The sequence below is a fragment of the Pseudobacillus sp. 179-B 2D1 NHS genome, assembly GCF_045370945.1.
GTDB lineage: Bacteria > Bacillota > Bacilli > Bacillales > Domibacillaceae > Pseudobacillus.
This window is the reverse complement of sequence record NZ_JBIQDP010000004.1, coordinates 92,858-116,645: the sequence shown is the minus strand read 5'-3', so window position 1 is coordinate 116,645 and position 23,788 is coordinate 92,858. Positions and strand designations below refer to the sequence as shown.

Annotated in this window: 25 protein-coding genes; 5 read left to right on the top strand and 20 right to left on the bottom strand. The window is 42.4% G+C overall.

Features of this window, described 5'->3' with window-relative positions:
• Window positions 1-227 precede the first annotated feature (227 nt).
• The 10 genes from ACH0BF_RS05755 to prsW all read right to left on the bottom strand — a co-directional run bounded on the left by ACH0BF_RS05755 (window position 228) and on the right by prsW (window position 10,364).
• Window positions 228-1,277 carry an NAD(P)H-dependent glycerol-3-phosphate dehydrogenase gene (locus ACH0BF_RS05755; RefSeq protein WP_340853463.1) on the bottom strand — a complete coding sequence of 350 codons (1,050 nt, stop codon included), beginning with the start codon at window positions 1,275-1,277 and terminating at the stop codon, window positions 228-230.
• Between the two features lie 21 nt (window positions 1,278-1,298).
• Window positions 1,299-2,609 (bottom strand): ribosome biogenesis GTPase Der, encoded by a 1,311-nt coding sequence (gene der, locus ACH0BF_RS05750; RefSeq protein WP_120032621.1) that lies wholly within the window; start codon window positions 2,607-2,609, stop codon window positions 1,299-1,301.
• Window positions 2,610-2,788: 179 nt separating this feature from the next.
• Window positions 2,789-3,841: a type 2 isopentenyl-diphosphate Delta-isomerase gene (gene fni, locus ACH0BF_RS05745; protein WP_406909008.1), complete on the bottom strand. Its 1,053-nt coding sequence runs from the start codon at window positions 3,839-3,841 to the stop codon at window positions 2,789-2,791.
• Between the two features lie 71 nt (window positions 3,842-3,912).
• On the bottom strand, window positions 3,913-5,061 hold the full coding sequence (rpsA, locus tag ACH0BF_RS05740; RefSeq protein ID WP_120032625.1) for a 30S ribosomal protein S1: 1,149 nt from the start codon (window positions 5,059-5,061) through the stop codon (window positions 3,913-3,915).
• A gap of 99 nt (window positions 5,062-5,160) precedes the next feature.
• On the bottom strand, window positions 5,161-5,745 hold the full coding sequence (locus ACH0BF_RS05735; RefSeq protein ID WP_340853459.1) for a lysophospholipid acyltransferase family protein: 585 nt from the start codon (window positions 5,743-5,745) through the stop codon (window positions 5,161-5,163).
• Window positions 5,739-6,419, bottom strand: coding sequence for a (d)CMP kinase (gene cmk, locus ACH0BF_RS05730; RefSeq protein ID WP_120032629.1), 681 nt, complete (start codon window positions 6,417-6,419; stop codon window positions 5,739-5,741). The genes ACH0BF_RS05735 and cmk overlap by 7 nt, the downstream gene beginning before the upstream one ends.
• A gap of 90 nt (window positions 6,420-6,509) precedes the next feature.
• Window positions 6,510-7,169, bottom strand: coding sequence for a flagellar brake protein (locus tag ACH0BF_RS05725; protein ID WP_340853457.1), 660 nt, complete (start codon window positions 7,167-7,169; stop codon window positions 6,510-6,512).
• A 113-nt stretch (window positions 7,170-7,282) separates the two neighbouring features.
• Window positions 7,283-8,632: a germination protein YpeB gene (gene ypeB / locus ACH0BF_RS05720; RefSeq protein WP_120032635.1), complete on the bottom strand. Its 1,350-nt coding sequence runs from the start codon at window positions 8,630-8,632 to the stop codon at window positions 7,283-7,285.
• 15 nt (window positions 8,633-8,647) lie between these two features.
• Window positions 8,648-9,436: a spore cortex-lytic enzyme gene (gene sleB / locus ACH0BF_RS05715; RefSeq protein ID WP_182916971.1), complete on the bottom strand. Its 789-nt coding sequence runs from the start codon at window positions 9,434-9,436 to the stop codon at window positions 8,648-8,650.
• Between the two features lie 244 nt (window positions 9,437-9,680).
• Window positions 9,681-10,364, bottom strand: a complete 684-nt coding sequence (gene prsW, locus ACH0BF_RS05710) for a glutamic-type intramembrane protease PrsW (protein ID WP_120032637.1) — start codon at window positions 10,362-10,364, stop codon at window positions 9,681-9,683.
• Window positions 10,365-10,460: 96 nt separating this feature from the next.
• Between prsW and ACH0BF_RS05705 the strand changes: the two genes are divergently transcribed.
• Complete coding sequence (locus tag ACH0BF_RS05705) at window positions 10,461-11,438, top strand: asparaginase (RefSeq protein ID WP_340853454.1); 978 nt, start codon at window positions 10,461-10,463, stop codon at window positions 11,436-11,438.
• A 107-nt stretch (window positions 11,439-11,545) separates the two neighbouring features.
• Here the strand turns inward: ACH0BF_RS05705 and ACH0BF_RS05700 are convergent, their stop codons facing one another.
• From ACH0BF_RS05700 to ACH0BF_RS05690, 3 genes are all read right to left on the bottom strand, one after another.
• Window positions 11,546-12,517, bottom strand: a complete 972-nt coding sequence (locus tag ACH0BF_RS05700; RefSeq protein ID WP_120032644.1) for a YpdA family putative bacillithiol disulfide reductase — start codon at window positions 12,515-12,517, stop codon at window positions 11,546-11,548.
• A 96-nt stretch (window positions 12,518-12,613) separates the two neighbouring features.
• Entirely contained in the window at window positions 12,614-13,195 is a 582-nt protein-coding gene (locus ACH0BF_RS05695) for an adaptor protein MecA (protein WP_120032646.1), read from the bottom strand.
• A gap of 95 nt (window positions 13,196-13,290) precedes the next feature.
• The gene (locus ACH0BF_RS05690) at window positions 13,291-14,058 is read right to left on the bottom strand and encodes a metallophosphoesterase (RefSeq protein WP_120032649.1); all 768 of its coding nucleotides are present in this window, start codon (window positions 14,056-14,058) and stop codon (window positions 13,291-13,293) included.
• A gap of 132 nt (window positions 14,059-14,190) precedes the next feature.
• Between ACH0BF_RS05690 and ACH0BF_RS05685 the strand changes: the two genes are divergently transcribed.
• From ACH0BF_RS05685 to ACH0BF_RS05675, 3 genes are read left to right on the top strand one after another with little or no spacing between them, the layout of a single operon-like run.
• A complete protein-coding gene (locus ACH0BF_RS05685) occupies window positions 14,191-14,424 on the top strand; it encodes a spore coat associated protein CotJA (RefSeq protein ID WP_120032651.1) in 234 nt (77 codons plus the stop codon).
• Window positions 14,421-14,687 carry a spore coat protein CotJB gene (locus tag ACH0BF_RS05680; RefSeq protein ID WP_120032653.1) on the top strand — a complete coding sequence of 89 codons (267 nt, stop codon included), beginning with the start codon at window positions 14,421-14,423 and terminating at the stop codon, window positions 14,685-14,687. Before ACH0BF_RS05685 ends, ACH0BF_RS05680 begins: the two co-directional genes overlap by 4 nt.
• Before the next feature lie 28 nt (window positions 14,688-14,715).
• Window positions 14,716-15,285 carry a manganese catalase family protein gene (locus tag ACH0BF_RS05675; RefSeq protein WP_340853452.1) on the top strand — a complete coding sequence of 190 codons (570 nt, stop codon included), beginning with the start codon at window positions 14,716-14,718 and terminating at the stop codon, window positions 15,283-15,285.
• A gap of 45 nt (window positions 15,286-15,330) precedes the next feature.
• Here ACH0BF_RS05675 and ACH0BF_RS05670 read toward each other — a convergent pair whose 3' ends face one another.
• From ACH0BF_RS05670 to ACH0BF_RS05650, 5 genes are all read right to left on the bottom strand, one after another.
• Window positions 15,331-16,689, bottom strand: coding sequence for an amino acid permease (locus ACH0BF_RS05670; RefSeq protein WP_406909007.1), 1,359 nt, complete (start codon window positions 16,687-16,689; stop codon window positions 15,331-15,333).
• 147 nt (window positions 16,690-16,836) lie between these two features.
• Window positions 16,837-17,580: a LysM peptidoglycan-binding domain-containing protein gene (locus tag ACH0BF_RS05665; protein ID WP_340853450.1), complete on the bottom strand. Its 744-nt coding sequence runs from the start codon at window positions 17,578-17,580 to the stop codon at window positions 16,837-16,839.
• Window positions 17,581-17,594: 14 nt separating this feature from the next.
• Window positions 17,595-18,185, bottom strand: coding sequence for a CPBP family intramembrane glutamic endopeptidase (locus ACH0BF_RS05660; RefSeq protein ID WP_340853448.1), 591 nt, complete (start codon window positions 18,183-18,185; stop codon window positions 17,595-17,597).
• A gap of 13 nt (window positions 18,186-18,198) precedes the next feature.
• Complete coding sequence (locus ACH0BF_RS05655; protein WP_340853447.1) at window positions 18,199-19,653, bottom strand: RecQ family ATP-dependent DNA helicase; 1,455 nt, start codon at window positions 19,651-19,653, stop codon at window positions 18,199-18,201.
• A 12-nt stretch (window positions 19,654-19,665) separates the two neighbouring features.
• Window positions 19,666-20,712, bottom strand: a complete 1,047-nt coding sequence (locus tag ACH0BF_RS05650) for a YpbB family protein (protein WP_340853446.1) — start codon at window positions 20,710-20,712, stop codon at window positions 19,666-19,668.
• A gap of 218 nt (window positions 20,713-20,930) precedes the next feature.
• Between ACH0BF_RS05650 and ACH0BF_RS05645 the strand changes: the two genes are divergently transcribed.
• Complete coding sequence (locus ACH0BF_RS05645) at window positions 20,931-21,179, top strand: ferredoxin (RefSeq protein ID WP_049662954.1); 249 nt, start codon at window positions 20,931-20,933, stop codon at window positions 21,177-21,179.
• Between the two features lie 51 nt (window positions 21,180-21,230).
• On the opposite strand, the gene ACH0BF_RS05640 is transcribed toward ACH0BF_RS05645, so the two are convergent.
• On the bottom strand, window positions 21,231-22,919 hold the full coding sequence (locus ACH0BF_RS05640; RefSeq protein WP_142927212.1) for a methyl-accepting chemotaxis protein: 1,689 nt from the start codon (window positions 22,917-22,919) through the stop codon (window positions 21,231-21,233).
• 176 nt (window positions 22,920-23,095) lie between these two features.
• Entirely contained in the window at window positions 23,096-23,671 is a 576-nt protein-coding gene (locus ACH0BF_RS05635) for an ECF transporter S component (protein ID WP_120032674.1), read from the bottom strand.
• Window positions 23,672-23,788 lie beyond the last annotated feature (117 nt).

Sequence of the window (23,788 nt, the reverse complement as noted above, 5' to 3'; positions counted from 1 at the left end):
AATCGCTACATCTTGAATAACAAATCAGGGTAGCTCGGTACCCCCTGTCCTTTTCGTCATGATTATAACATAACCAATAAAAAATTGGACAACCTTGCCACATAAAAAAGCTAAAGCAGCTTTTGCCGCTTTAGCTATAACGACCACCAAATTACTAAGCGCTGGCTTATTCATTTTTTATTATATGACTAAGTCACGGGCTTTGATTATTTTAAATGCCCTTTCTGCTAGCTTCCTTGCTGACGATCAATAATATCAACTAAACTTTCCATTTCATTTGTTTTCATACGAGCCATCAATTCGTCTACAGCTGCTTTTGGCTCTTTTCCTTCAAATAAAATACGGTATAATGCTTCAGTAATCGGCATTTCTACTTCATATTTAAGAGAAAGTTGACGGGCTGCCCTCGTGGTGCGGACCCCTTCCACAACCATTCCCATATTATCAAGAACGTCTTGCAGCTTTTGTCCTTTTCCAAGCATATTGCCTGCACGCCAATTTCTCGAATGAACGCTTGTACATGTAACAATTAAATCGCCAATTCCTGTTAGTCCAGAAAAGGTAAGCGGATCGGCTCCCATCTTTGTGCCCAGGCGGGCGATTTCAGCAAGTCCTCTCGTAATCAAGGCCGCCTTGGCGTTATCTCCATAACCGAGACCATCAGAAATACCTGCTGCCAGAGCAATAATATTTTTTAAAGCTCCTCCAATTTCCACACCAACTATATCCGGGTTTGTATAAACACGAAAATGCTGATTCATGAAAATATCTTGAATTCTTTCTGCAGCTTCCATATTCTCAGAAGAAACTGTAACGGTTGTTGGATGACGCAGACTCACTTCTTCTGCGTGACTCGGACCGGAAAGAATAACGATATCCTTACATAATTTCTCAGGCAGTTCTTCTCTAATCATTTCCGATATGCGCATTAACGTATCCGGTTCAATTCCTTTGCTGACATGAACGATGGTAAAAGGTTCTATTCGAATCTCTTTGATGAGCTGGAGCACTTCACGAATTGCTTTTGTGGGAACAGCCAGTACAACGACATCCAACCCGCTTAATACGCTTTCCATTGAACTGGAAGCAACAATATTTTCGGGCAATTCAATGCCCGGTAAATATTGTTGGTTGGTGTGTGTTTCATTGATTTCTTTGATGCGTTCTTTGTTTTGAGTCCACAGGCGAACTTCATGACCGTTATCAGCAAGAACAATGGCGAGTGCTGTTCCCCAGCTGCCCGCCCCAATCATTGCAATGCTCTCTTTGTTTTTCATAGATACTCACCAGCTTTTTTCTTATTTTCGAGCACGTGAAATAATACGTATCGGCGTCCCTTCAAAGCCGAACGCTTCACGAATGCGGTTTTGCAAAAAGCGCTCATAAGAGAAATGCATTAGCTCTGGTTCATTAACAAAAACAACAAACGTCGGCGGCTTAACAGCTACCTGTGTTGCATAATAAATTCTCAAGCGCTTGCCTTTATCGGTCGGCGTTGGGTTCATCGCTACCGCATCCATCACCACATCATTTAGCACACTGGACTGAACGCGCATAGTATGGCTTTCACTTACTTGATTAATGACAGGCAATAACGTATGCACACGTTTTTTTGTTTTAGCTGAAAGGAAAACAATTGGTGCATAATCAAGAAATAAAAAGTGACTTCGGATTTTCCCCTCGAATTCTTTCATCGTTTTCTCATCTTTTTCAATAGCGTCCCACTTATTAACAACAATGATAACAGCTCGTCCAGCTTCGTGAGCATACCCTGCAATGTGCTTATCCTGCTCTCGGATGCCTTCTTCCGCGTTTAGCACAACAAGGACAACGTCAGAGCGTTCGATCGCACGAAGCGCGCGGAGTACACTATATTTTTCGGTTGTCTCATAAACCTTTCCTTTTTTACGCATGCCTGCTGTATCAATAATGACATACTCCTGACCTTCATACATGTAAGGTGAATCGATAGCGTCTCTCGTCGTGCCGGCAATGTCGCTGACGATGACTCGTTCTTCCCCGAGCAAGGCATTCACCAATGAAGATTTGCCGACATTCGGGCGGCCAATTAAGGAAAACTTAATGACATCCTCATCGTACTCCTCATCTTCTGCATTTGGAAAATGGCTCACTACAGCATCAAGCATGTCCCCAAGGCCAATCCCATGGGCTCCCGAAATTGGAAACGGTTCGCCAAAACCTAAAGCATAAAAATCATAGATTTGGCTTTTCATTTCTGGATTATCTACTTTATTAACAGCTAATACGATCGGCTTTTTTGACCGATACAATATTTTTGCTACTTCTTCATCTGCGGTTGTTACTCCTTCACGCCCGCTCGTTAAAAAGATAATTACGTCCGCCTCTTCGATGGCAATTTCCGCCTGCTGGCGAATCTGCTCTAAGAACGGCTCATCACCAATGTCAATCCCGCCTGTATCAATAATATTAAATTCATTATTTAGCCATTCACCTGTGCTATATATGCGATCTCTCGTTACTCCCGGAACATCCTCAACAATTGAAATCCTTTCACCGACAATTCGGTTAAAAATAGTTGACTTCCCGACGTTCGGACGGCCGACAATCGCAACAACTGGTTTCACCATTTGGTTCACCCTTTCCATACATACATTCTATCTCATTTTTAGCTTATCCATCCGTACAAATAAAACCCTTCTGACAGGAGAAGGGCTTTTCTGAACTCGTTCATTTTATCAATATTCCAGATGCCAAGCAACTATAATCCTTATTTTCAAACATAACGATTATTTATGGACAGTCAACTTCAACCTCTTTGACTGAAAGCAGACGGCTCATATCCACGGACATGAAGCCAATGAAAGGTCTCCCCCTTGATAATAAGAGGTGTTTTGTGAAGGTCTGTTATTTTTTTCGCTCCTACTGCGCACATAATTATTTTCAAATCGTCATGTAAGGTATGTAGCTCGGCTACCAAAGCCTCCAGACCGCTATCCATCAGTACACGAAGCAACGATCCGGCCATCCCGACTGCCACAGCGCCAAGCGCAAGCGACTTTGCCGCATCAAGGCTATTTTGAAGACCCCCAGAAGCCATCACATCTAGTTGGCTGGCCGCTGCTTTGCATTCGACAATAGCGGGAGCCGTCGGAATACCCCAGTTATTGAAATAATCCAGCATCTTTCCCCGCCGTTCGTTCTCTACTGCGGCAAAGTTTGTGCCTCCAAAACCACTCACATCCACTGCTGCAACAGGTAATTTTGCGAGTTTCTCCGCTGTCTCTCTTCCTAAACCAAAGCCCGTTTCCTTCACAAAGACCGGTACAGTCAACTTATCAGCAATTCTCTCAATCCGCTCAAGCGCTCCCTTGAAGCTTCGATCTCCTTCCGGCATGGTCAGCTCTTGAATCACATTCAAGTGAATTTGCAGCGCATTGGCTTCTATCATATCAACCGCTGCTTCGGCTTGCTCGACTGTTGCTTCGCTGCCAAGATTAGCAAGAATCACCCCATTGCCATAAAGCTTGCGAACAGCCGAAAATGATTGCCTCTCCTCCGGATTCTTGAGAGCGGACATTTGGGAGCCAACCGCCATCGCTATGCCTGTTTCTTTTGCCGCAAGAGCAAGCTGACTGTTAATCTTTTCAGTATCTTTCCCTCCACCGCCTGTCATCGCATTGATAAAAATCGGCGAACTTAATAAAAGTCCGCCAATTTTGGTTTGAATAGATATTTCGCTAAGCGCTGTGTCAGGAAGGCTTTGATGAACAAACTCTACATCATCCAGCCCCGTCTGCCTATTTTGGCCTGTTGAAAGCGCATACTGAATATGCTCTCGTTTTCTCTGAGCTCTCGTCACTATTTATCACCGTTTTCCTAAAAAAGCAGAAGAACGGACCCATAAAAACAGATCCGAACTTAGCTTATTCCTTATTCTCCTCTTTTTAAACCTTTCAGCTTATCACCGATCATCTCACCAAGCTGGAAGCCGGTATTTTCTTCAGGCATAGTGTACGATTCATTCTCCTGAGCAGATGGTTCTTCATCAAATGGCTTCATCGTTAAGGAAAGACGATTTTCCTCTTCATTCACATCAAGTACCTTTACTTTTACTTCCTGGCCCTCTTTTAATATTTCATGTGGAGTGCCGATGTGTTTGTTGGAGATTTGTGAAATGTGAACTAATCCTTCTACTCCTGGGAAAACTTCAACGAATGCCCCGTAAGAAACGAGACGCTTAACCGTACCGGTTAACTCTGCACCAACAGGGGCCTTTTCAGAAATGTCTGACCATGGTCCCGGTAGCGTTTCTTTAATAGATAAAGAAATTCTTTCACTGTCGCGGTCTACAGATAAAACTTTCACCTTTACTTCCTGGCCTTCCTGAATGACATCAGATGGCTTTTCAACATGCTCATGTGATAGCTGGGAAATATGAACAAGACCGTCTACGCCGCCGATATCAACGAAAGCGCCAAAATCAGTCAGACGCTGAACTTTCCCTTCAAGAACGTCGCCCGCTTGGATTTCAGAAAGCACTTTCTTTTTGTTTTCTGATTTTTCCATATCAATCACAGCTCGATGGGATAAGATTAAGCGGTTTTTCTCTTGGTCAAGCTCAACAATTTTAAAGTTCATTGTTTTCCCTTTATAATCTTCAAAGTCTTCCACATAATGATCTTCCACTAACGAAGCAGGGATAAATCCGCGAATGCCAAGATCAACAACAAGACCGCCTTTTACTACTTCCTTTACTTCCGCTTCAAACACTTCACCGTTTTCGAAGCGCTTTTGCATTTCCGCCCAAGCCTTTTCTGCATCTGCTTTTCGCTTGGAAAGAACATAAAGGTCGTCTTCTTCTTTCGTTACTTGAAGTTCGAGTTTGTCGCCTTCCTTTACCACATCTGTTGCTTTTTCGACATGAAGGCTTGAAAGTTCGCTAATTGGAATAATGCCGTCTTTTTTACTGCCTTCAATTTCAACTTGAACCTGTTTTTCTTCCACCTTTACTACAGTTGCCTGTACTTTATCGCCCACTGTATAATTGTTCACTTCTACCTGATTCATGTCCTCTGTCATATGTACTCCTCCTTAATACAGAACTGCTTACATTTATTTGATAAAATATTCTTTCTACTAACTTCTAACAATTGCCCACATTTGTCAAGCAGTATGCTTTTAATGTGCTTCCTCTTTTAAACGGCGAATATGGGCCATGATAACAGCAGTTGTTTCTTCAGCACTTGCTTTACGGCTGCGCAGATCCTCCATGTCAATCGGAGGACCGTAGACTACTTTCAGCTTGCGGAACATTCTATAGGGACCGATGATGGCACAAGGAATAACATAAGCGTTTGTGCGCAAAGCAAAGAATCCGGCTCCTGCCATTCCCTCACCGATTTCCCCTGTTTTTGAACGGGTTCCTTCCGGAAAAAGCCCAAGAACTTTTCCTTCTTTTAAAAATTTAAGTCCCTTTCGAATAGCATCTCTGTCGCTCGCTCCTCTTTTGACTGGAAACGCATTTAAGTTAGCTAACATTTTCCCGAAAATAGGAACTTTAAACAATTCTTCTTTTGCCATAAACAAAATAGGCCTTGGGGCCGTAATGCCTACTATTGGAGGATCAAGATTATCAATGTGGTTGCTGCATAGGAGCACACCGCCTTCTTTCGGAAAATGCTCCCGCCCATGTACTTCCACACGGTACAGCGGCATTAATACCGATTTTACGACTGACCTTGCGATTGTATAAAATGTTACCATGCCTGTTCTCTTTCCTTTACAATTGAAATAATCCGATCCACCACGTCTGTAATAGACAAGGAAGTTGTATCTAGTTCTATTGCATCTTCTGCTTTTTTAAGCGGAGCGGCTTCCCGTTCTGAGTCCATTTTGTCACGAAGAGTAATCTCCTCTTTTAATTTCTCTATATCTGACGGAAATCCTTTAGAAATATTTTCTAAATGTCTTCTTTTCGCCCGCTCTTCCACACTTGCTTTAAGAAAAATTTTCACTTCTGCTTCGGGAAGCACATGGGTGCCAATGTCACGTCCATCCATGACTACGCCCCCTTTTTTAGCAAACAGTTGCTGCCGCTTAACCATCTCTTCACGTACAGGGGCATGCTTGGCCACAAAAGAAACGGCGTTTGTTACTGTGCTCGTTCTGATTTCATTTGTCACATCTTGGTCGTTAATAAATACGAGCTGCCCAGCTTTCCCCGGCTTCAAATCAATCACTGACTCCTGGAGCAGTTCCAGAAGTTTTTCGGCATCCTCCAAGTCAGCATCAGCCTGGAGAGCTTTATAAGTCAGGGCTCGATACATAGCCCCGGTATCAATATAAATATAGGATAGTTTTTCAGCAATGATCTTTGCTACCGTACTTTTCCCTGCCGCAGCTGGACCGTCGATTGCTATTTGCATTTGTCTTTTCATGACGTTCACCTTCTAAACATTTTTTCTCCTTATTCTATCACATGAAGAGAGATTATTTCTCCAAAAAAAAGCCTGCCGGTTGGCAGGGAGTTACTGGATCAATCCTTTTCTTTTCATAATCAGCTGGCGTTCGAAACAGAAACGAAGCAAAATCTGCTGATCTGTCCGTGGAATATCAACAAATTCAATAGAGGCAATTGGCCGGCCTTTATCATCTATGCGAAGCCTTACAACACGCGCAGTTATTTCGAAGTAATGGTGGTCACCCGATTGCATTGGCACAGAAAGATAGACTCTTCCCTGTTGTTCATTGCTCACGTCTATCCCTTCTGGCAGAGGAACAGCGATCCCCCCCGCACTAATATCTTCTGTAGCTGCCGTAAAGGGCGCAACATTTTCTAAATAGATAGCTGCATCCACCGGTATAGGCACCCGTACAAACTTTCGTCTTTGAATACGCACATATTTTTCCAACCCGGGATCATGAAGGATTAAAAGTGGAATATCTCTTTTCGTCCGCCCTTTTACTTCCGTGTCAAATGTGTAGACTGCTGAAGAATATTTTGGGTCAATAAACTCAGCTGAAAGCTGCATGCCATCTACAAAAAAGGTAGAGCGATTTGTACCTATGTTTACGGGATAATCAATAAGTATGACTCCCTCATCAATATCTGCTACCCGGCAGCGATAATGCTCTTCCTGATCTTTTTCTCTAGAAACAAGCAGTAAATACATCCCTGTTTCAATCATCTTTATCACTCACCTAATTCCTTCTTCCTATTGGGTCCTTACACTGATTCTTTCTTCGAATTATAGTAGGTGATTAGTAAAAAAGCAATGGAAGATCGCTTGAATTGGAACTTTTATAGCAAGTTGTCATAAACTGGTTCCGATTGACGCATCTTTTCCACCTGCTCTTCTGTTCCATCTTTTGCATTAATTAAAACCCGATACGTTTCTTCACCGAGTGTGCCTAGGAATTCGTAACAGAGCACTTCCTGGTTCAGCTCATTTTTAATGACCGCAAGCCGCTTTTCCTGAATGCGGACCCTCGGGTTAATGTATGTTTCTGCTTCTTTCTCGGTCAATACCGGCTTTTCCAACTTCCTCTTATGGTGATTCGCCAAATATTCATTCGCCGTGACTCCGATCACTTGTCCGTTATCCAAAGCTACTTTCACTTTAACGGTATCAGGGTAAATCCGAACACCTTCTTGTTCACCAACGAAAGTAAACACGCCGACATTGTCATACTGAGTACTGTCATAAAGTGCTAAATCCTTCATTTGATGACGATTTAAAAAAGCGGTGGCTTTATTGTTTGCTTCATTTAAACTGATCGTAGGTTTCCCTACTTCTCTGTTGATCATGTACCAAAGTGGGTAGCCGCCTCTTCTCGTTATATCGATGTTCGCCTCTTCGCCTTTTTTATTTTTCATGTATACACTGTAAAAAGAAAAGTCCGAGCCTTTTCCGCTTTTTGTGACCTTTACATCGTTTATCTGCTTCATTTGAACATACTTTGCGGCTCGCATTTGTGCTTCTTTTTTAGTAATAGGTGCTGCTTTATTGTCCTTTAAATGATTTATATCCAGTTGGTTTGTATTGCCTGGAAGCGTACCGGTATTTGTTTCACTATAGCCCTCGGCTTTCTTTTCAACTGTTTTAAATCCATCAATAATCGTGTTATCGGTTCCTTCTTTTTCTGCAGCTAAAGCAAGTTCAACATCCATCCATCTCAAGTTGTTTTTCAGTGTCATATGCTGCACTTTTCTCAGTTCGTTTTGAATATCAGCTGATTGCTCATATAAGTTTTTCAAATGATTATATTCTTTATCAGTAAGCGGTTCTTTATCTAAATCTCTTACAGCTGTTTTATAGCTGAAATCTCCGATACTGCCAAGAAACTCTTCTGTTTTATTAAACGGCAATAGCGTTAGTGGCAGTTGTCCTACATCATTTTGTGCTTCAGATGTTAGCCGCCAGACATCTGCAAGCGCTGGAGAAAGCGACTTTCTAGAGTTCATCGCCAGAGTCGTGCCAATTTGATCATGAATCCGATCGACTCCAAAAGTCAAATCGTGAAATGCTCGCTGATAGCTGTTTTCTGCATTAATTAAAATAGCGTTCTTTTCTTTATGTTCCTGATACCCCCAGAAACCCGTCCCGACAGCAGCCAGCGATAATACAACAATAGCTAATGTACGCAGCATCGTAGTCCCCCCTTTTTATTGACAGAAAATATGTTTCCCTATTTTTTTAATTTGCGGTCTAGACCAAATCCAAGAACTTGTCGCTGTATCAGGATTAAAATAGTATAAAGCATTACTTGTCGGGTCCCATCCATTGATCGCATCTAATACGGCCTTCTTTGATGTTTCATTTGGTGTTAGCCAAATTTGTCCGTCTGCCACCGCCGTAAAGGCCCGCGGCTCAAAGATAACCCCTGACACTGTGTTCGGAAAGCTTTGGCTTTCCAAACGGTTTAGGATGACCGCTGCTACTGCCACTTGCCCTTCATAGGGTTCTCCGCGCGCTTCCCCATGCACGGCATTGGCCATTAACTGAATATCATTTTGGGAAAAACCGGGTGGGACGCTTTGAGCTGGAGCTGATGTGTTTTCTCCTGAAGAGCCCTTCCCATAATGAGTAAAGGAACGGCCTTTTGCAATCTGTGATTTTACATAGCTTTCATCATACTTAGATGCCTTTACAAGCTTATTCTTTGTGGTTCCCCCAACAAGCCCGTCGATCGGCAGTCCAAAAGCTTCCTGGAAGTTACGGACAGCCCAATAAGTTCCCCAGCCATATACGCCATCAATTTTCCCTTTGTAGTAACCAATGTATTGAAGCCTTGCTTGAAGCTCAATAACATCATCGCCGGAAGCCCCCTTTTGAATGACCTGTCCTGAAAATGCCCGAGACGTTTCCGGCATAGCCAGCAGGCTGCAGGTGAAGAGACTAATAGCCAATGAAATGATAACAGCTGTTTGTTTCACATTGAGATCCATCCTCATTTTTTTACCCTCCATCTGATAGATGATGTGTACAGCTATTTTTTGCAAGGTGCATATTTTTATACAAAAAAAGAAGCTCTTTTGAATTAAGAGCTTCTCAAATAGTCGATAGTTGGCGGTCGGCGGCACTTCAAAGGCTTTTATGCCGTCTCCTCCTCTTCCCCTTTTAGCTTCATCTCTTAAAAAATCAAACGCTTCTAAGCAGCCTGTAGGGGCGTTTCGGTATACATATAGTTTTTTTCAATTAAGAGCTTTTATTCCGCACAAGACGAAGATGGTGCTGATCAGACAAGCGGTGGGCTTGTTTCACTTTCTTTAACGCCAGCCACCAAAGAAACAACATAAATGGAATTATATAATAGAGCCAGACAGACTCAATCAATAAAATGTAATCGTACAACCCGTGTAATAAAGACGGGATTAAGAGTGAAAGCCACAGTCGCCTGTTTTCCTTGCCGTCCTGGCTAAATTTGGCCTTCCCCAGATAGAACCCCATCAATACGCCAAAAAGCGCATGACTTGAAACCGGCAACAGCGCCCGAAAAAAAGCATGCTCCACTCCATAAGCCAGCAGGTAAAGAATATTTTCTGCTGTCGCGAACCCGAGTGAGACGCTTGTCCCGTATACAATGCCATCATAGGGCTCATCAAAATCTGTATGCTGGTAAATTAGATAAAATAATATAAACCACTTTACAAATTCCTCAAGCAATCCACTCGATAAAAAAGCTGTAGCCGCACCGGAAAGAGCAATCTTCTCTTCCGCCAATACATATTGGATAAACATCACTGGGAAAGTAAGCAGCACACCCGAAATAAAAGCTTTTGCAACTGTTGTCACCGGTTCTGTTTCATATTGATCACGCAAATAAAAATAGCATAAAAGCGCCAGTCCAGGAGCTATCCCCGCCGAAAAAACCGCCAGCATCCTTTCGTCCTCTTTTCTTTCGGTTTTCTTCATCGTATCATTATTAAAAAGGATTGAACATAGATAATCCAAATTTGTACAATGGAGGTTTTTCTTTTGTCAAAAAAACGAATATTCGTCATCCATACAGGAGGAACTATTTCAATGGAGGAAGATAAGCAATCCGGTGCTGTTAAGCCAACCAGCACAAACCCGCTCTTTTCATTTGATCATTTGTTAGATGAGTCGGCGACAATCGTTTCTGCTGAACCATTTCATCTTCCTTCTCCTCACATTACTCCAAAAGAGATGCTTAAACTGAAACATTTAATTGATGAGACACTAGAGCAAGAATCTTTTGATGGAGTGGTCATTACTCATGGAACCGATACGCTGGAAGAGACCGCTTATTTTCTAGATTTAACACTTACAACCGATGTTCCAGTAGTTGTTACAGGCGCCATGCGTTCTAGCAATGAAATCGGAGCAGATGGTCTATATAATTTAATTTCATCTATCCGTGTCGCTGCTTGCAGCGAAGCAAAAGGGAAAGGTGTACTTGTTGTGTTGAACGACGAAATTCATTCGGCCGACAATGTAACAAAGACCCATACGAGCAATATTTCAACTTTTCAAAGTCCGCAATACGGACCTATTGGAATTATTACAAAAAGAAAAATTCTTTTTCATCATGAGCCGGCTCGCCGTCAGAAGTTTCCCGTGGCAGCCGTTGACAAACGCGTCGCCCTGATTAAAGCCTACGCCGGTATGGACTCGTATTTGCTGTCTGCTTTAAAAGAACTACGTTATGACGGAGTAGTGATTGAAGCGCTTGGACAAGGTAACCTGCCTCCTGATGCCGTTTCAGCAGTCAAGGAACTCATTGAGGAAAAAATCCCGGTTGTGCTCGTCTCCAGATGCTTTAATGGCATTGTCCAGGATATATATGGATATGAAGGCGGTGGTAAACAATTGAAGGAACTGGGGATCATCTTCTCAAATGGACTGAATGGCCAGAAAGCACGATTAAAACTGCTTATTGCATTAGGTTCTAAACACCCCTCCGACAATCTTGAAAAACTATTTGAATCATAAAAAACGGGCCGATAAGGCCCGTTTGGATTAATAAAAAACTATAAAAACAACTGAATCTACAAATTCGGCTGTACGTGCTTAGAGAAGGAAAAAAACCCTTACACACTCTATATGTTCTCCCTCTCGGCAATGGCTGTTGCAATTTCACCACCGTGAAAGCGACCATTTTCGATAAAGATTTCGTTAGCATTATTGCCAGCCGCAATAACTCCGGCAATAAAAATTCCTTTCACATTCGTTTCTTTTGTTTCCTCATTGTAGACTGGCCGGCCAGTCTCTCCGTCAATCTCTACACCCATTTCTCTTAAAAAATTGTGATCCGGGTGATAGCCGGTCATGGCAAAAACAAAGTCATTTTTTAATTGTTTTTCCACACCATGCTGGCGATATATAATGGCGTCTTCCGTAATTTCAATGACCTCTGCATGAAACTCCATTTTAACTTCCTCGTTCCGGACAAGTCCTTCAAATTCAGGAAGAATCCACGGCTTAATACTTTTGGAATACTCGCTGCCACGGTAAAGAACGGTCACCCGTGCCCCTGCTTTGTGAAGCTCTAAAGCGGCGTCAACAGCCGAGTTCTTGCCGCCGATGACAGCCACATCCATATCAAAATAAGGGTGGGCCTCTTTAAAATAATGAAATACTTTATCGAGCCCCTCCCCTGGAATATGCATATAATTTGGATGGTCATAATAACCTGTGGCAATAACCACATATTTTGTTTCATATGTTCCGGCCGACGTATACACCCGAAATTGCTCATCGGACAGCTTCTCCACTCTTTGAACCGTTTCAAAACGGTGAATGCGAAGTTCTTTCATTTTTACGACTTCTCGGTAATACGTCAGTGCCTGGTTGCGCTTTGGCTTCCGTTCTTCAATGATAAAAGGTACATCCCCAATAGCGAGCTTTTCACTTGAGCTGAAAAACGTTTGATGTGTCGGGTATTTGTAAATAGAATTTACGATATTGCCTTTTTCAATAACAAGCGGATCTTTGCCAATTTGCTTTAAAGCGATAGCAGCAGACAGTCCGCATGGTCCGCCGCCTATAATAATACATTCTTCCTTACGCATAATTCCACTCCTCGTTATCCGTACAACAAAATTTCCTGCTATACTTTGATGATAGGAGAAAAACGTCTAACTTTCAATGGATAGACCTTAAAGGAATCATGCTTTCTTTACAAAGTATTCATAGACCTTCCTCGTTGCCTCCAATGGAATCACAAGGATCGCATATTCTTTTAATAACTCCTCAGAGAGACTCGACATCCAGCCATATTCCAACAAAGCGGACTCAAGCGCATCATACTGGCTGTCAAAATCAAATGAGAAACAGAGGTAATAAGCATCTTTAAAATAGAAAAGCGAACTCTGCACATCTCTCACTTTTTTCTCATCATGGACCAATCCAATGACATCTTCAATATCCGCAAACTTAAATGTCAGCTCACAGCCATATTCATCCTCTGTCTCTGCCGGTGTGTCTTCTACTTTGTTTAAAAAATCGAAATGATCAATCGTTAAAATTAAAACAAGCTCATCGCCTGACATAGAATGAACCTCAATGGCAATCATTCCTTCCGTGTCAATATCCAGCTGCTCCTCGATCACATCCAGCATTTCATCAAAGATTTCGTGCCAGATGTATGAATCCTCAAGAATGTGCTTTTTCAAACAGCCTTTTTTTCTTAACTCTTCGTAAGTAATGGAAAGCATCACCTTATTATCTGATAAACGTTCTATCCTCATAGTCTGCTGCCCCCTGCTTAAGGACCTGTTTATCACATACTATGAAGGAAAACGCAGATGGTGAGTTGTTATGCTATTTTGGTAAAGACGCCCGCTTATCCTTGTTTGATTGTAATTAAATGCGTTTCTGCTTTAGCACCGAGGCGAAGCGGTACAGCACTCGTTCCATACCCATTTGAGACGAGTGTTTTCATCTTTCCGGAGTTTCCCCAGCCACCTTTTTTATAAGGGCCAACGCCGAAAAACCGAATTTGCCCTCCATGTGTATGACCGCTCAAGAACAGTGAAACTCCGTCAGCAGCAGCCAGCTTTTTCTCAAAAACCGGATTATGGCTAATCAAAATTTTGAAGGCTCTCTGGGGCACTTCACTAAAAGTGGAGGATTTACTGCTCCTGCCTTTGCTAACATCGTCTGTCCCTAGCAAATATACCGGTACATCACAATCCATACTAACCGGCAAACAAAAAGACTCATTGCGCAAAACGTGGACACTGTGCTTTTGAAACAATTTAGACAGCTCTTCAGCAGGGACTTCATAGTCATTGTTTCCCCACACAAAAAAAACAGGAGCTACCTGTTTCAGGCATTGCAAATTATGGGATATTCGCTCCAGCGGCACCCCTTTCTCTGCTAGATCCCCGCCAATAATAACAATATCCGCTTTTCCACTTACTCTTTTAAGAATGGACGGATGAATAGTCCGCCGATGAATATCCGAGATAAAAAAGATCGTTAACGGCTGCTGGCATGGATAGCATTTAAATAAAAGTACATCGGCGATTACTTCGTTTCTCAGTGCTTCTCTCCACATAAAAACGATGACACTTAATATGAGGAGAAAGACGATTAGTAAATACAACATCACTTTTCCCTTCGTTCCCTAAATAATAATAATGCAAAATAATAATCAGAATAACAGATTAAACGAAAAAAAGAAATAATGTCCCCTACTCCTCCATACATATAGATTGAAGTATAAAAAAGGAGGAAGGGAATGAACAACTGCACCTGGTACAAAACATACCGTCCGTATATAAGTCCACTGGACCCCTGTCCGCCCATAAGAGTAAAGAGATATTCCACTCCGCCCCAATTGTACGTCGGATTTCAACCGCCGGGCCTTGAACAATTCCCGGCCCACGCGGCCCTAAAAGCCGGGACACTATGGAAATGCTTTTATGATCCATACTATTCATTAAGAGAAATGAAGAAGGGGGTTAGAGAATGAAACAAAAACAACTGCCCCCTGAATACTACAGCGAGCTGGAAGAGATCCAGGCCGTCGATTTTGTCATTGTTGAATTAGTTCTCTATCTTCATACCCATCCTGACGATCTTGAAGCAATAAAGCAATATAATGAGCACGTAAAATTAAGCAAAACTCTAAAAAAAGCTTTCGAAAAAAAATACGGAGCGCTGACGAGCTTCGGATACAGCTACTCCCGTTACCCATTTGATTACAAAGGAACTCCATGGCCTTGGCAAGTGTAATAAAGATGATCGCTGAAAGGAGATTACTATGTGGGTATATGAAAAGAAGCTGCAATATCCAGTGAGAGTGAGCACATGCAACCCAAGGCTCGCCAAATACTTAATCGAACAGTACGGAGGAGCAGACGGAGAATTAGCCGCTGCCCTGCGCTATCTCAATCAACGCTACACCATCCCCGATAAGGTAGTCGGCTTGCTGACCGATATTGGAACAGAAGAGTTTGCTCATCTGGAAATGATCGCCACAATGGTGTATAAGCTGACAAAAGATGCCACACCGGACCAAATGAAGGCAGCAGGTCTTGGTGATCATTACTCAGACCATGACAAGGCGCTCTTTTACCATAATGCCGCCGGTGTCCCATGGTCAGCAAAATATATACAAGCAAAGGGCGATCCAATTGCCGACCTCTACGAGGATATCGCAGCAGAAGAAAAAGCTCGCGCTACTTATCAATGGCTGATTGATTTAAGCGACGATCCTGACCTTAACGATGGGCTCCGCTTTTTACGCGAGCGGGAGATTATCCACTCCCAGCGTTTCCGAGAAGCCGTCGAAATACTAAAAGAGGAAAGAGACCGCAAAAAAGTCTTTTAATTATTTAAAAAAGCTCCGAAGTCTCAAACTCCGGAGCTTTCCGTATTAAGATGTCTGCTTCTGCAGTCCTTTTCCATAATACATGCCTACTAAAAACAGCAGCCATAATGGACCCACATACAAAGCAATCCGCGTATCTGGCGAAAAAGCCATTAAAACGATAACCATCGCCAGAAAAGCTAGAGAAAGATAGGAGCCGATTGGCCAGAATGGAGCAGCAAACTTTAATGATTTTCGCTGTTCAGCAGATAGCCCCCTTCTAAACTGAAGCTGCGAAAGTAAAATCATGGACCATGTCCAAATAGCGCCGAATGTGGAAATGCTCGTTACCCATACAAACACTTTCTCAGGAACGAAATAATTTAAGATTACACCAATTAACAAGACACCAGCTGATACAAGAATGGCCCGAGATGGAACACCAGTTTTAGCTACTCTTTTAAAAGCAGGCGATGCTTGACCTTGATCTGCCAGGTTAAACAACATCCGCCCTGTGCTAAAAATTCCACTATTACAGCTGGAAAGAGCGGCTGTCAAAACAACAAAATTGATAATTCCCGCTGCACTTGGGATACCAATTTTTTCAAATGTTAAAACAAATGGACTGCCTGCTGTTCCGATTTCATTCCATGGGTAAATGGACATGATGACAAATAATGCACCAACATAAAAAACGAGTATGCGCCAGAACACAGTATTTACCGCCCGCGAAATAGCTTTTTCTGGATTTCTTACTTCGCCTGCCGTTACACCGAGCATTTCAATGCCGAGATAAGCGAACATGACCATTGTCATAGAGATTAAAATTCCTTTTAAGCCATTCGGGGCAAAGCCACCGTGTGCCCATAAATTACTAATGCCCGTAGCTACTCCCCCATTGCCAATTCCGAACAAAATAATACTGAGACCTACTACAATCATTAAAATAATTGCGACGATTTTAATTAAAGCAAACCAGAATTCAAACTCTCCGTAAGCTTTCACTGTAATTAAGTTTACCGCGGACATAATAACCAGTGCAGCAAGCGCCCAGATCCAATTAGGCACATCTGGATACCATAAATGCATGTATACTCCTACCGCTGTAATTTCTGCCATACATGTAACAATCCATAAAAACCAATAATTCCAACCAGTAATATAACCATAAATAGGACCTAGGTGGTCCTGTGCATATCGACTAAAAGAACCAGCAACTGGATTTTCAATAGCCATCTCTCCAAGCGCTCTCATAATCACAAACATGACAGCACCAGCCGCGATGTAAGCTAGTAAGATCGCCGGGCCAGCCATTTTGATCGTAGTAGCCGATCCCAAGAACAAACCTACTCCGATACAAGCGCCGAGCGACATTAACGTAATATGCCTCTCTTCTAAACCCCTTTTAAGTTCTTGACCCTCCATGTACACCTATCCCCTCTTAACTAAAATAAAGCGTTTTCATAAATGGATTATATCACAGTTCGACAAGATTCCTCATTTTTTTGATTTTTCTAATTACTATCCTCATGATAATGATTTTACACCTGCTAAAAATTCCCCTACCTAAAATTAGGGTAGAGGAATTTTTAGCACTTGGCCTACTCGAATGTCATTGCCATTCAATTGATTGGCTTGCCTTATTTTTTCGATTCCTTCTTGCGACTTATAATACATCATAGAGATCCTAAAAACGGTCTCTTGAGGCTTTACAGTATGATAGACCACTTTTCCTTCAGGCTGCTCCTTATGTATCGGAGCCGTTTCTTTTTTTTCTTCTACTCGTCTCTCCGGACGAGTTTCCTTTTGTACCTTTTCCTGTTCTACTTTTGGTTTCTCGTCAACCGGCTCAGCTTCTTGTTTCTCTTTTTCTTTAACCGGCGGCTCGCTTGTCTTTTCTGGAGGTGCCTCCACAGTAGAAGCTATTACCTCCTGAGCAGGCTCTGCTGATTTCTCCTCTATCTGTTTATCATTTTTGGTCGTCTTCTCCTCCCTTGCCTGCTCATCCGGCTCCTCCTCTTCTTCGGATACGTCGTATAGCGGCGTGGAAGGACTTGAACTCTCGGTCACTACAGTCGTTGAGGAGTAGTCACGATCTCTTGCATGTGTATACCAGAATAACGTAATAAAGGGCAAGGTAATAAAAAAGACGAGCAGTACTTTTAGCAACGGGTATTTCTTTTGTTTTTTCTCCTCTTTTCTTTCCATTCGTGAGGAGGTTGTTTCCTGAACAGGCGGCTCTTCCTGCTCACGTTTAACTCTTTGAATTTCTACGCGAGTCTTTTGCGCCAACTCACGATAAGGGTCTTTCGTCATAGTTCATCCCTTCTTTATGATTCATTCTTATTTTGTCTGTGGCGAATGGCTAATCCCAGCAGAAAATCAATCGTGAAATGCATCATTATGACAATTGCTAGATTGCCAGTCCACTCAAATAGCCAGCCAATGCCAAAGCTTAGAAGAATGACATTGATTGTTAAATACCACTGTGATAAATACCTCACATGAATGATAGCGAAAAGAATACTTGCCGGAATGAATCCAACTATCGTCTGGACCATTCCCCTGAAAAAAATTTCTTCAGACACTGCAACCAAAAAAGCAATTAAAAAGATTTCTGCAACAGAACGGCTCGCGAATAGCCGGTTATTGATGCCCCCGTCATCATAATACTTTTCAGGCAGCTTTTTCATTAAATATAAATCCATTGCAACCACTAACAGTCCCGCTCCTCCGCCCCAAATAACGATATCCGCGAAGGACCATTTAAACAAGCGGTAAAACTCCTTTAAATCCTCAAATACAAAACTGCCGATAATGAGTGATAACAGCAGCAAAAGAAATTGCGTTAAATAAAGAGCATGGAGCACCTCTTTATCCGTCATTTGCCGGATGAGATCAGCTTGCTTATTTCTTTTCATATGTCTATTCCCGTCACCTCTCAACTTGAAGCAAAGAACTGAGAATAGCTTGCCAATCCAGCTCCTCACGTTTTTCTGGGGAACCACGCTTGTTATATTTCTGCCAGTCTATGCCGCACAAATCACAGCAATTAGCGGGTTTACTCTCCAGCTGTTCTTCAAAATAGTTAAGGATTTCTTGCCGTCGGCATGTCTTCGCCCGTACCCACCGAAGCATCGTCAGCCGTTTTTCTTCCTTCTGCCTGAGCCGTTCCTGTCGTTTGGCCATAACATACTCAGCAATATTGGTCTGACCTTTTCGCGCTGCTTCTTGAGCATAATGACGAAGGAAACGGGCCTGCACGTCAGTCAGCTGCAAAGCCGTTATCCGCTCCTCTTCTGTCTGACCGTCAGAGGGAGATAAATAGCCGGTAATTTGGCTGTCGGAGGGAAATTCCCCTTCGGCTATCATCGAATGAAACTCTTCATCTCCCGGGGTATATAACAGAACGGAAAGCGCCCTTCCTCCGTCTCTGCCGCCTCTGCCAATCTCCTGCAAATAAGATTCAAGCTGAGCTGGAAGATGATAATGAATAACAAACCGAATGTTATCTTTATTCACTCCCATTCCAAAGGCACTGGTCGCACAAATAACATCTAGTTCATCACGCAAAAATTGCTGCTGAATCAAAATGCGGTCTTCCTGTTCCATGCCCCCGTGATAAAATGCTACTTTTCCAATACCATGCTGCCGTAACCAGCCAGCCCCCTCCTCTGTTGCCCGCTTACTTGAAAAATATACAATTCCCGGCTTCTCAAGCTCGCTAATTAGCCTTAGCAGTCTGGCTTGCTTATCAGCATGTGACGGGAGCTGTTCTACCGCCATTGCAATATTTGGTCGGTCCACGGAGAAGATCCACTCTTCCATCTGTTCGACCTTTAAGTACTGAATAATATCGCGCCTGACTTCAGCTGTGGCTGTGGCTGTCAAAGCGAGAGTTAGAGGATAGTCAAGCCGCTCTCTCACTTCACCTAACAGACGGTAATCCGGCCGAAAATCATGGCCCCATTGGGAAATGCAATGCGCTTCATCCACAACAAAAAGAGAGAGCTGTACCCTCCTCAGCGCCTTAATCACTTGCTCGCTCATCAACATTTCGGGGGATAAAAAGATAAAGCGGTAGTTCGGCAGCCGGCGGATCACTTGTTGCTTTTCTTGGAACGATAAAAATGAGTTCAAAGCAGCCACGCTTTTCTCCCCGCGCATTTTCAATTGCTCAACCTGATCTTGCATAAGTGATAACAATGGGGAAACTATAAGCACACTTCCCGGAAGCAAATACGCTGGTAGCTGATAGCATAGCGACTTTCCTGTTCCAGTTGGAAGCATAGCCAATGTGTGGTGGCCTGATAGCAAGGATTCAATTGTTTCTTTTTGGCCGGTTCTAAAAGTAGAATAACCAAACCGTTGAAATAAAACCTGGTCCATGTTCATCTTCCTTTATCCGCTATATTTAGCCAGCACAAGCCTAATTTGAAAATAAGAAACATCCGGCAGCCGCTCTTTAATCGGCTTGATTCTCTTGTTGGAAAGGACAGCAGCCGCTTTGAGCACCTGCTCTTCTGTTGCTTTATCAACAAAAGGCCGAATAGAAAAACCCGGATAATTAAAAGCCAGCTCGACCACATGATCTTCTACTGTGCTTTGCTTTAAGCGTCGATGAGTTGTAATTTCTTCAATGGACAAACCTTTTTTTAGCATATCTGCTGTTTTTTTTGTCGATTGTGTTAAAACAACCGGCTCGTATATATCTTGTATCATTGTGAATAATAGCGGAAACTGTGCAGCATGCTGAATAATGTGTTGGATCGCAAAGTGAATCAAGTTCAAAAAGCGATACCAATATTCAGCACTTTCCATGCTAAGCAGTTCTCCCGCCTGGACTGTTGTTTTACCGGTTCGCTGTTTTCCTGAAAGACGCAGCACTAAAATAAGTGGATCTTCAACCCGCTGTTCTTGCAGAAGAGTCAGCAGCTCGTGATGAAGATAGGCTGCCAAGGTTTTCTTCGACAGCTGTCTGGTTGCTAAAAATGATTTCAACCATGCTTGAATTTGTTCATCTTTCGTTATTGGAAGATAAGCATCGTCCCGGTAAATTAAATGCGAAGCGACCTGAACAGTTAAAGAGAGTCTTTTCCAAAAAATCACAGCGCAATCCTGCAAGCTCCATCCATGTAAAAACTCAAGTGGAGGCAGAGTTTCAGAGAGAACCTCCAGTCTTGTCCTTCCCGTGTTTGTCACACGTACGCGTTTTAGTTCATCCACTTCGATGAGCTGCCGGTCAGTTAAATCATGGATAATTTGCTCAAAGGCCGTTCTCTCCAAAAAGGAAGCTGTCTGAAACCATTTGTCTAAATGATATAATCGGGCATCTTGTATCGTTTGCGAAGACTTCTTTCCCTTTAACAGATGAAAAATAGATGAAGCTGTTCTTTGTCCGTTTATTTGATTAATCATCATCAATAAGATTGCTTGTAGAAAAGGCATGGCTTGCCTCCCTTTTCGTACTTTCATTTATTTTACCATGAAATTTGTCAAAATTCCTCGTATGTGGAGGAATTGCTAATGAAAGCCTTATCATTTTTTTATTAAGAAATTATGATTGAAAAGAAAACTAATCGGATATACAATGAGGGAAGAAGTTTTCAAACGAGCGTGGGTAAGCAAATGCCACATAGCTTGGATAGATCTTAGGAGGTTTTGACATGCCAAAATATACAATTGTTGATCAGGATACATGCATTGCCTGTGGCGCCTGCGGTGCTGCTGCCCCTGATATCTATGACTACGATGATGAAGGCCTTGCATTCGTAATTTTAGATGACAATGAAGGAAACACGCCAGTTCCGGAAGTATTGGAAGAAGACATGCAGGATGCTTTTGAAGGCTGCCCAACAGACTCGATCAAAGTGGCAGATGAGCCATTTGAAGGCGACCCTTTAAAACACGAATAAAACGTGCCAGTAAAAAACCGGTGAGACAAGGATCTCACCGGTTTTTTATCTTTACATCCTGAATTTACTCGCTTCAGTTTGAAGCTCTGTAGCCAATGAGGCCAGAGCTTGTGAACTTGTTGCTATTTGTTCAATGGCTGCTAGCTGTTCTTCAGTCGCTGCGCTCGAATCATGGGCTATAGTAGCAGTTTTTTCAGCAATTGCTCTTACTTGATGAGCACTCTGTGAAACAGCTTCTGTCATGGCTTCTAATTCTTCAATCGCTGCTGAAACGGTCTCTACTTTTTCCCCTACATCTGTTACAGATGACTTGATCTCCTTGAACACTTTAAGGGATGTTTGTGAAGCAGATAAGCCTTGTTCCACCTTATTGCTTCCAGCCTGAATAGATGCAGCGGCTAAACTTGTGTCCTTTTGGATTTCTTTGACCATCGCAGCAATTTCAGCCGCAGAAGTTTTTGACTGCTCAGCAAGTTTGCGCACCTCTTCTGCCACGACAGCAAAGCCTTTTCCAGCTTCCCCTGCACGCGCCGCTTCAATGGCCGCATTTAAGGCGAGCAAATTGGTCTGCTCAGAAATAGCGGTAATTAACCCGGTCACCTTCTGTATCTCAGACGCATGGTTTTCTAAAATTTTCATGTACTCTTCTGTTTCTTTTATGGACACATGAATATCTTCAATTTGATCAGATACATGCTCAGTAGCCTCTTCTCCCTGGCCAACTAACGATTCTACTACTTCAGCAGAATGAAGCATGTTTTCGTTGCTTTCGGCAATCTGTTTAATCCCCTCTGACATTTCCTCCATAGACACCACTGCCTCGCTAATAAGCTCTCGCTGCATGCTGCTTCCTTTCATATTTTCCTCCGCTGTACTTGCCATCATTTGCGAAGAAGCAGCGCTTTGTTCTGTACTAGCTGACAATTCCTGAGATTGGGCAGATAGTTGGAGAGCAGATTGATTAACCTTGCCAAGGATATTTTGCAAATCCTCTACCAGCTGATTGAAGGCCATTCCCATTTCTCCAACCTCGTCTTTATTTCTTATGCGCAGCTTGTCTACCTGCAAATTACCTGCTGTCACTTCCTTCAAGGCAGCTGTTACCTTTCTGACTGGTCTTGTAATCGATCGTGCTATGAAATAAGCAATAACGCCTCCTAAAATCGTTCCGGCTGCTACAAGCAAAATTAAAAATATTTTTGTTGCCACCACGTAACGTTTTAGTTCCGTTCTTGTTTCGTTCACCTCTTCCATCTGCACTTGTTTTAATTCCAATGCTTTATCTTTTAATGCTTCTTCCGCTTCGTTAGTCTCGGTGACATATTTATTTGTTTCAGCTTCCAGGCCCTTCTCCTGGCTTTCAAAGACTTTAGAAGTAAGTTCGTTATATCGGGCGCCCGCCTCTTCTAGTTCATTTAATATTTCCTTAGTCTTTGACTGTTTAGTTGCCTGTTTAAGTTCACTAAGTATGTTGGCAAATTCTTCTTGTTTTGACTTAATTGCGTCCAAATCCCGCTGTTCAGAAAAGGCAAAGTAAGCGAGCGAGTTGATAGACATATCTTTTTCTATGGTAATTACTTCATTCACCATTTCTATCTTTTTTACACGGTCATCAAGCAAGAACGTGTATTCCTTATCAATTTTGATAGCTGCCAGGTACCCAATAACCCCTACGATAACTAAAATCACCAAAACTGCAATAAATCCAGAGTATAACTTTTTTCCTATTGAAAAATTCACTATTTGCTCCTCCACTTCATCTTTCTTCCGTATAAATGTCTATTTTCTACGGATAATTATACCCTTTGCACTATAACATTCAAGAACTTTTTGACTGGTACACAGGTCCATGGGAGCATATAAAAAAGCTCTAAAAGTCTTTTCATCCACTTTTAGAGCTTATTATTAGTAACATTTTAAGAGACAGCTGTTTGTTTACGCATCCAAACGTAAATTCGGGAATAAATGAGCATAAAGACAGCAGCCATTAAAATTCCTTTAACAATATTAAAAGGCAGGATAGCTGAAACGACCATTTGCTTCGTCTCCGGCGCACTCATAGCTGGTGCGTTTAAGAAAAGTGTATAAGCAGGAAGAACAATATAGTAATTTAACACGCTCATCATAACTGCCATAAACACCGTTCCACCTACTAAAGCAAAAGTTAAGCCTTTTTTCGTCTCAAACTTCTTATATACATAATAAACCGGAAGAATAAAAGCAATGCCAGCAACGAAGTTGGCTAAGTGGCCGACTGGCACACCGGTCGGACTTCCAGTCATAAAAAAGTCTAAAATATTTTTCACTAGTTCTACCATAATACCAGCAAGCGGCCCAAAGATAATAGCAGCGATTAGTGCAGGAATGTCGCTGAAGTCAATCATTAAAAAGCTTGGAAACGGGGGAATTGGAAAATTCAGCAGCATGAGTAAATAAGAAAGCGTGCTCAATAACCCCACAGACGTCAACATACGGATATTCATTTTTTTCACAACAATTCTCTCCTTCTTCTCATTCATCATTCATAAGAAGAAAGGCTGCCAAATCCTTGAGGAACAACAAACCCCCAAGCTAGTAGCTTGAGGGAGAAAAGTCATACTCAAATAAAC

What these genes read in the sequence shown, in the direction of transcription:
- ACH0BF_RS05755 (WP_340853463.1), bottom strand. Translation starts at nt 1,277, where the DNA reads ATGAAAAACAAAGAGAGCATTGCAATGATTGGGGCGGGCAGCTGGGGA.
- der (WP_120032621.1), bottom strand. Translation starts at nt 2,609, where the DNA reads ATGGTGAAACCAGTTGTTGCGATTGTCGGCCGTCCGAACGTCGGGAAG.
- rpsA (WP_120032625.1), bottom strand. Translation starts at nt 5,061, where the DNA reads ATGACAGAGGACATGAATCAGGTAGAAGTGAACAATTATACAGTGGGC.
- ACH0BF_RS05735 (WP_340853459.1), bottom strand. Translation starts at nt 5,745, where the DNA reads ATGGTAACATTTTATACAATCGCAAGGTCAGTCGTAAAATCGGTATTA.
- cmk (WP_120032629.1), bottom strand. Translation starts at nt 6,419, where the DNA reads ATGAAAAGACAAATGCAAATAGCAATCGACGGTCCAGCTGCGGCAGGG.
- ACH0BF_RS05725 (WP_340853457.1), bottom strand. Translation starts at nt 7,169, where the DNA reads ATGATTGAAACAGGGATGTATTTACTGCTTGTTTCTAGAGAAAAAGAT.
- ypeB (WP_120032635.1), bottom strand. Translation starts at nt 8,632, where the DNA reads ATGCTGCGTACATTAGCTATTGTTGTATTATCGCTGGCTGCTGTCGGG.
- sleB (WP_182916971.1), bottom strand. Translation starts at nt 9,436, where the DNA reads ATGAGGATGGATCTCAATGTGAAACAAACAGCTGTTATCATTTCATTG.
- prsW (WP_120032637.1), bottom strand. Translation starts at nt 10,364, where the DNA reads ATGCTGGCGGTTTTTTCGGCGGGGATAGCTCCTGGACTGGCGCTTTTA.
- ACH0BF_RS05700 (WP_120032644.1), bottom strand. Translation starts at nt 12,517, where the DNA reads ATGCGTAAGGAAGAATGTATTATTATAGGCGGCGGACCATGCGGACTG.
- ACH0BF_RS05695 (WP_120032646.1), bottom strand. Translation starts at nt 13,195, where the DNA reads ATGAGGATAGAACGTTTATCAGATAATAAGGTGATGCTTTCCATTACT.
- ACH0BF_RS05690 (WP_120032649.1), bottom strand. Translation starts at nt 14,058, where the DNA reads ATGTTGTATTTACTAATCGTCTTTCTCCTCATATTAAGTGTCATCGTT.
- ACH0BF_RS05685 (WP_120032651.1), top strand. Translation starts at nt 14,191, where the DNA reads ATGAACAACTGCACCTGGTACAAAACATACCGTCCGTATATAAGTCCA.
- ACH0BF_RS05680 (WP_120032653.1), top strand. Translation starts at nt 14,421, where the DNA reads ATGAAACAAAAACAACTGCCCCCTGAATACTACAGCGAGCTGGAAGAG.
- ACH0BF_RS05675 (WP_340853452.1), top strand. Translation starts at nt 14,716, where the DNA reads ATGTGGGTATATGAAAAGAAGCTGCAATATCCAGTGAGAGTGAGCACA.
- ACH0BF_RS05670 (WP_406909007.1), bottom strand. Translation starts at nt 16,689, where the DNA reads ATGGAGGGTCAAGAACTTAAAAGGGGTTTAGAAGAGAGGCATATTACG.
- ACH0BF_RS05665 (WP_340853450.1), bottom strand. Translation starts at nt 17,580, where the DNA reads ATGACGAAAGACCCTTATCGTGAGTTGGCGCAAAAGACTCGCGTAGAA.
- ACH0BF_RS05660 (WP_340853448.1), bottom strand. Translation starts at nt 18,185, where the DNA reads ATGAAAAGAAATAAGCAAGCTGATCTCATCCGGCAAATGACGGATAAA.
- ACH0BF_RS05655 (WP_340853447.1), bottom strand. Translation starts at nt 19,653, where the DNA reads ATGGACCAGGTTTTATTTCAACGGTTTGGTTATTCTACTTTTAGAACC.
- ACH0BF_RS05650 (WP_340853446.1), bottom strand. Translation starts at nt 20,712, where the DNA reads ATGCCTTTTCTACAAGCAATCTTATTGATGATGATTAATCAAATAAAC.
- ACH0BF_RS05645 (WP_049662954.1), top strand. Translation starts at nt 20,931, where the DNA reads ATGCCAAAATATACAATTGTTGATCAGGATACATGCATTGCCTGTGGC.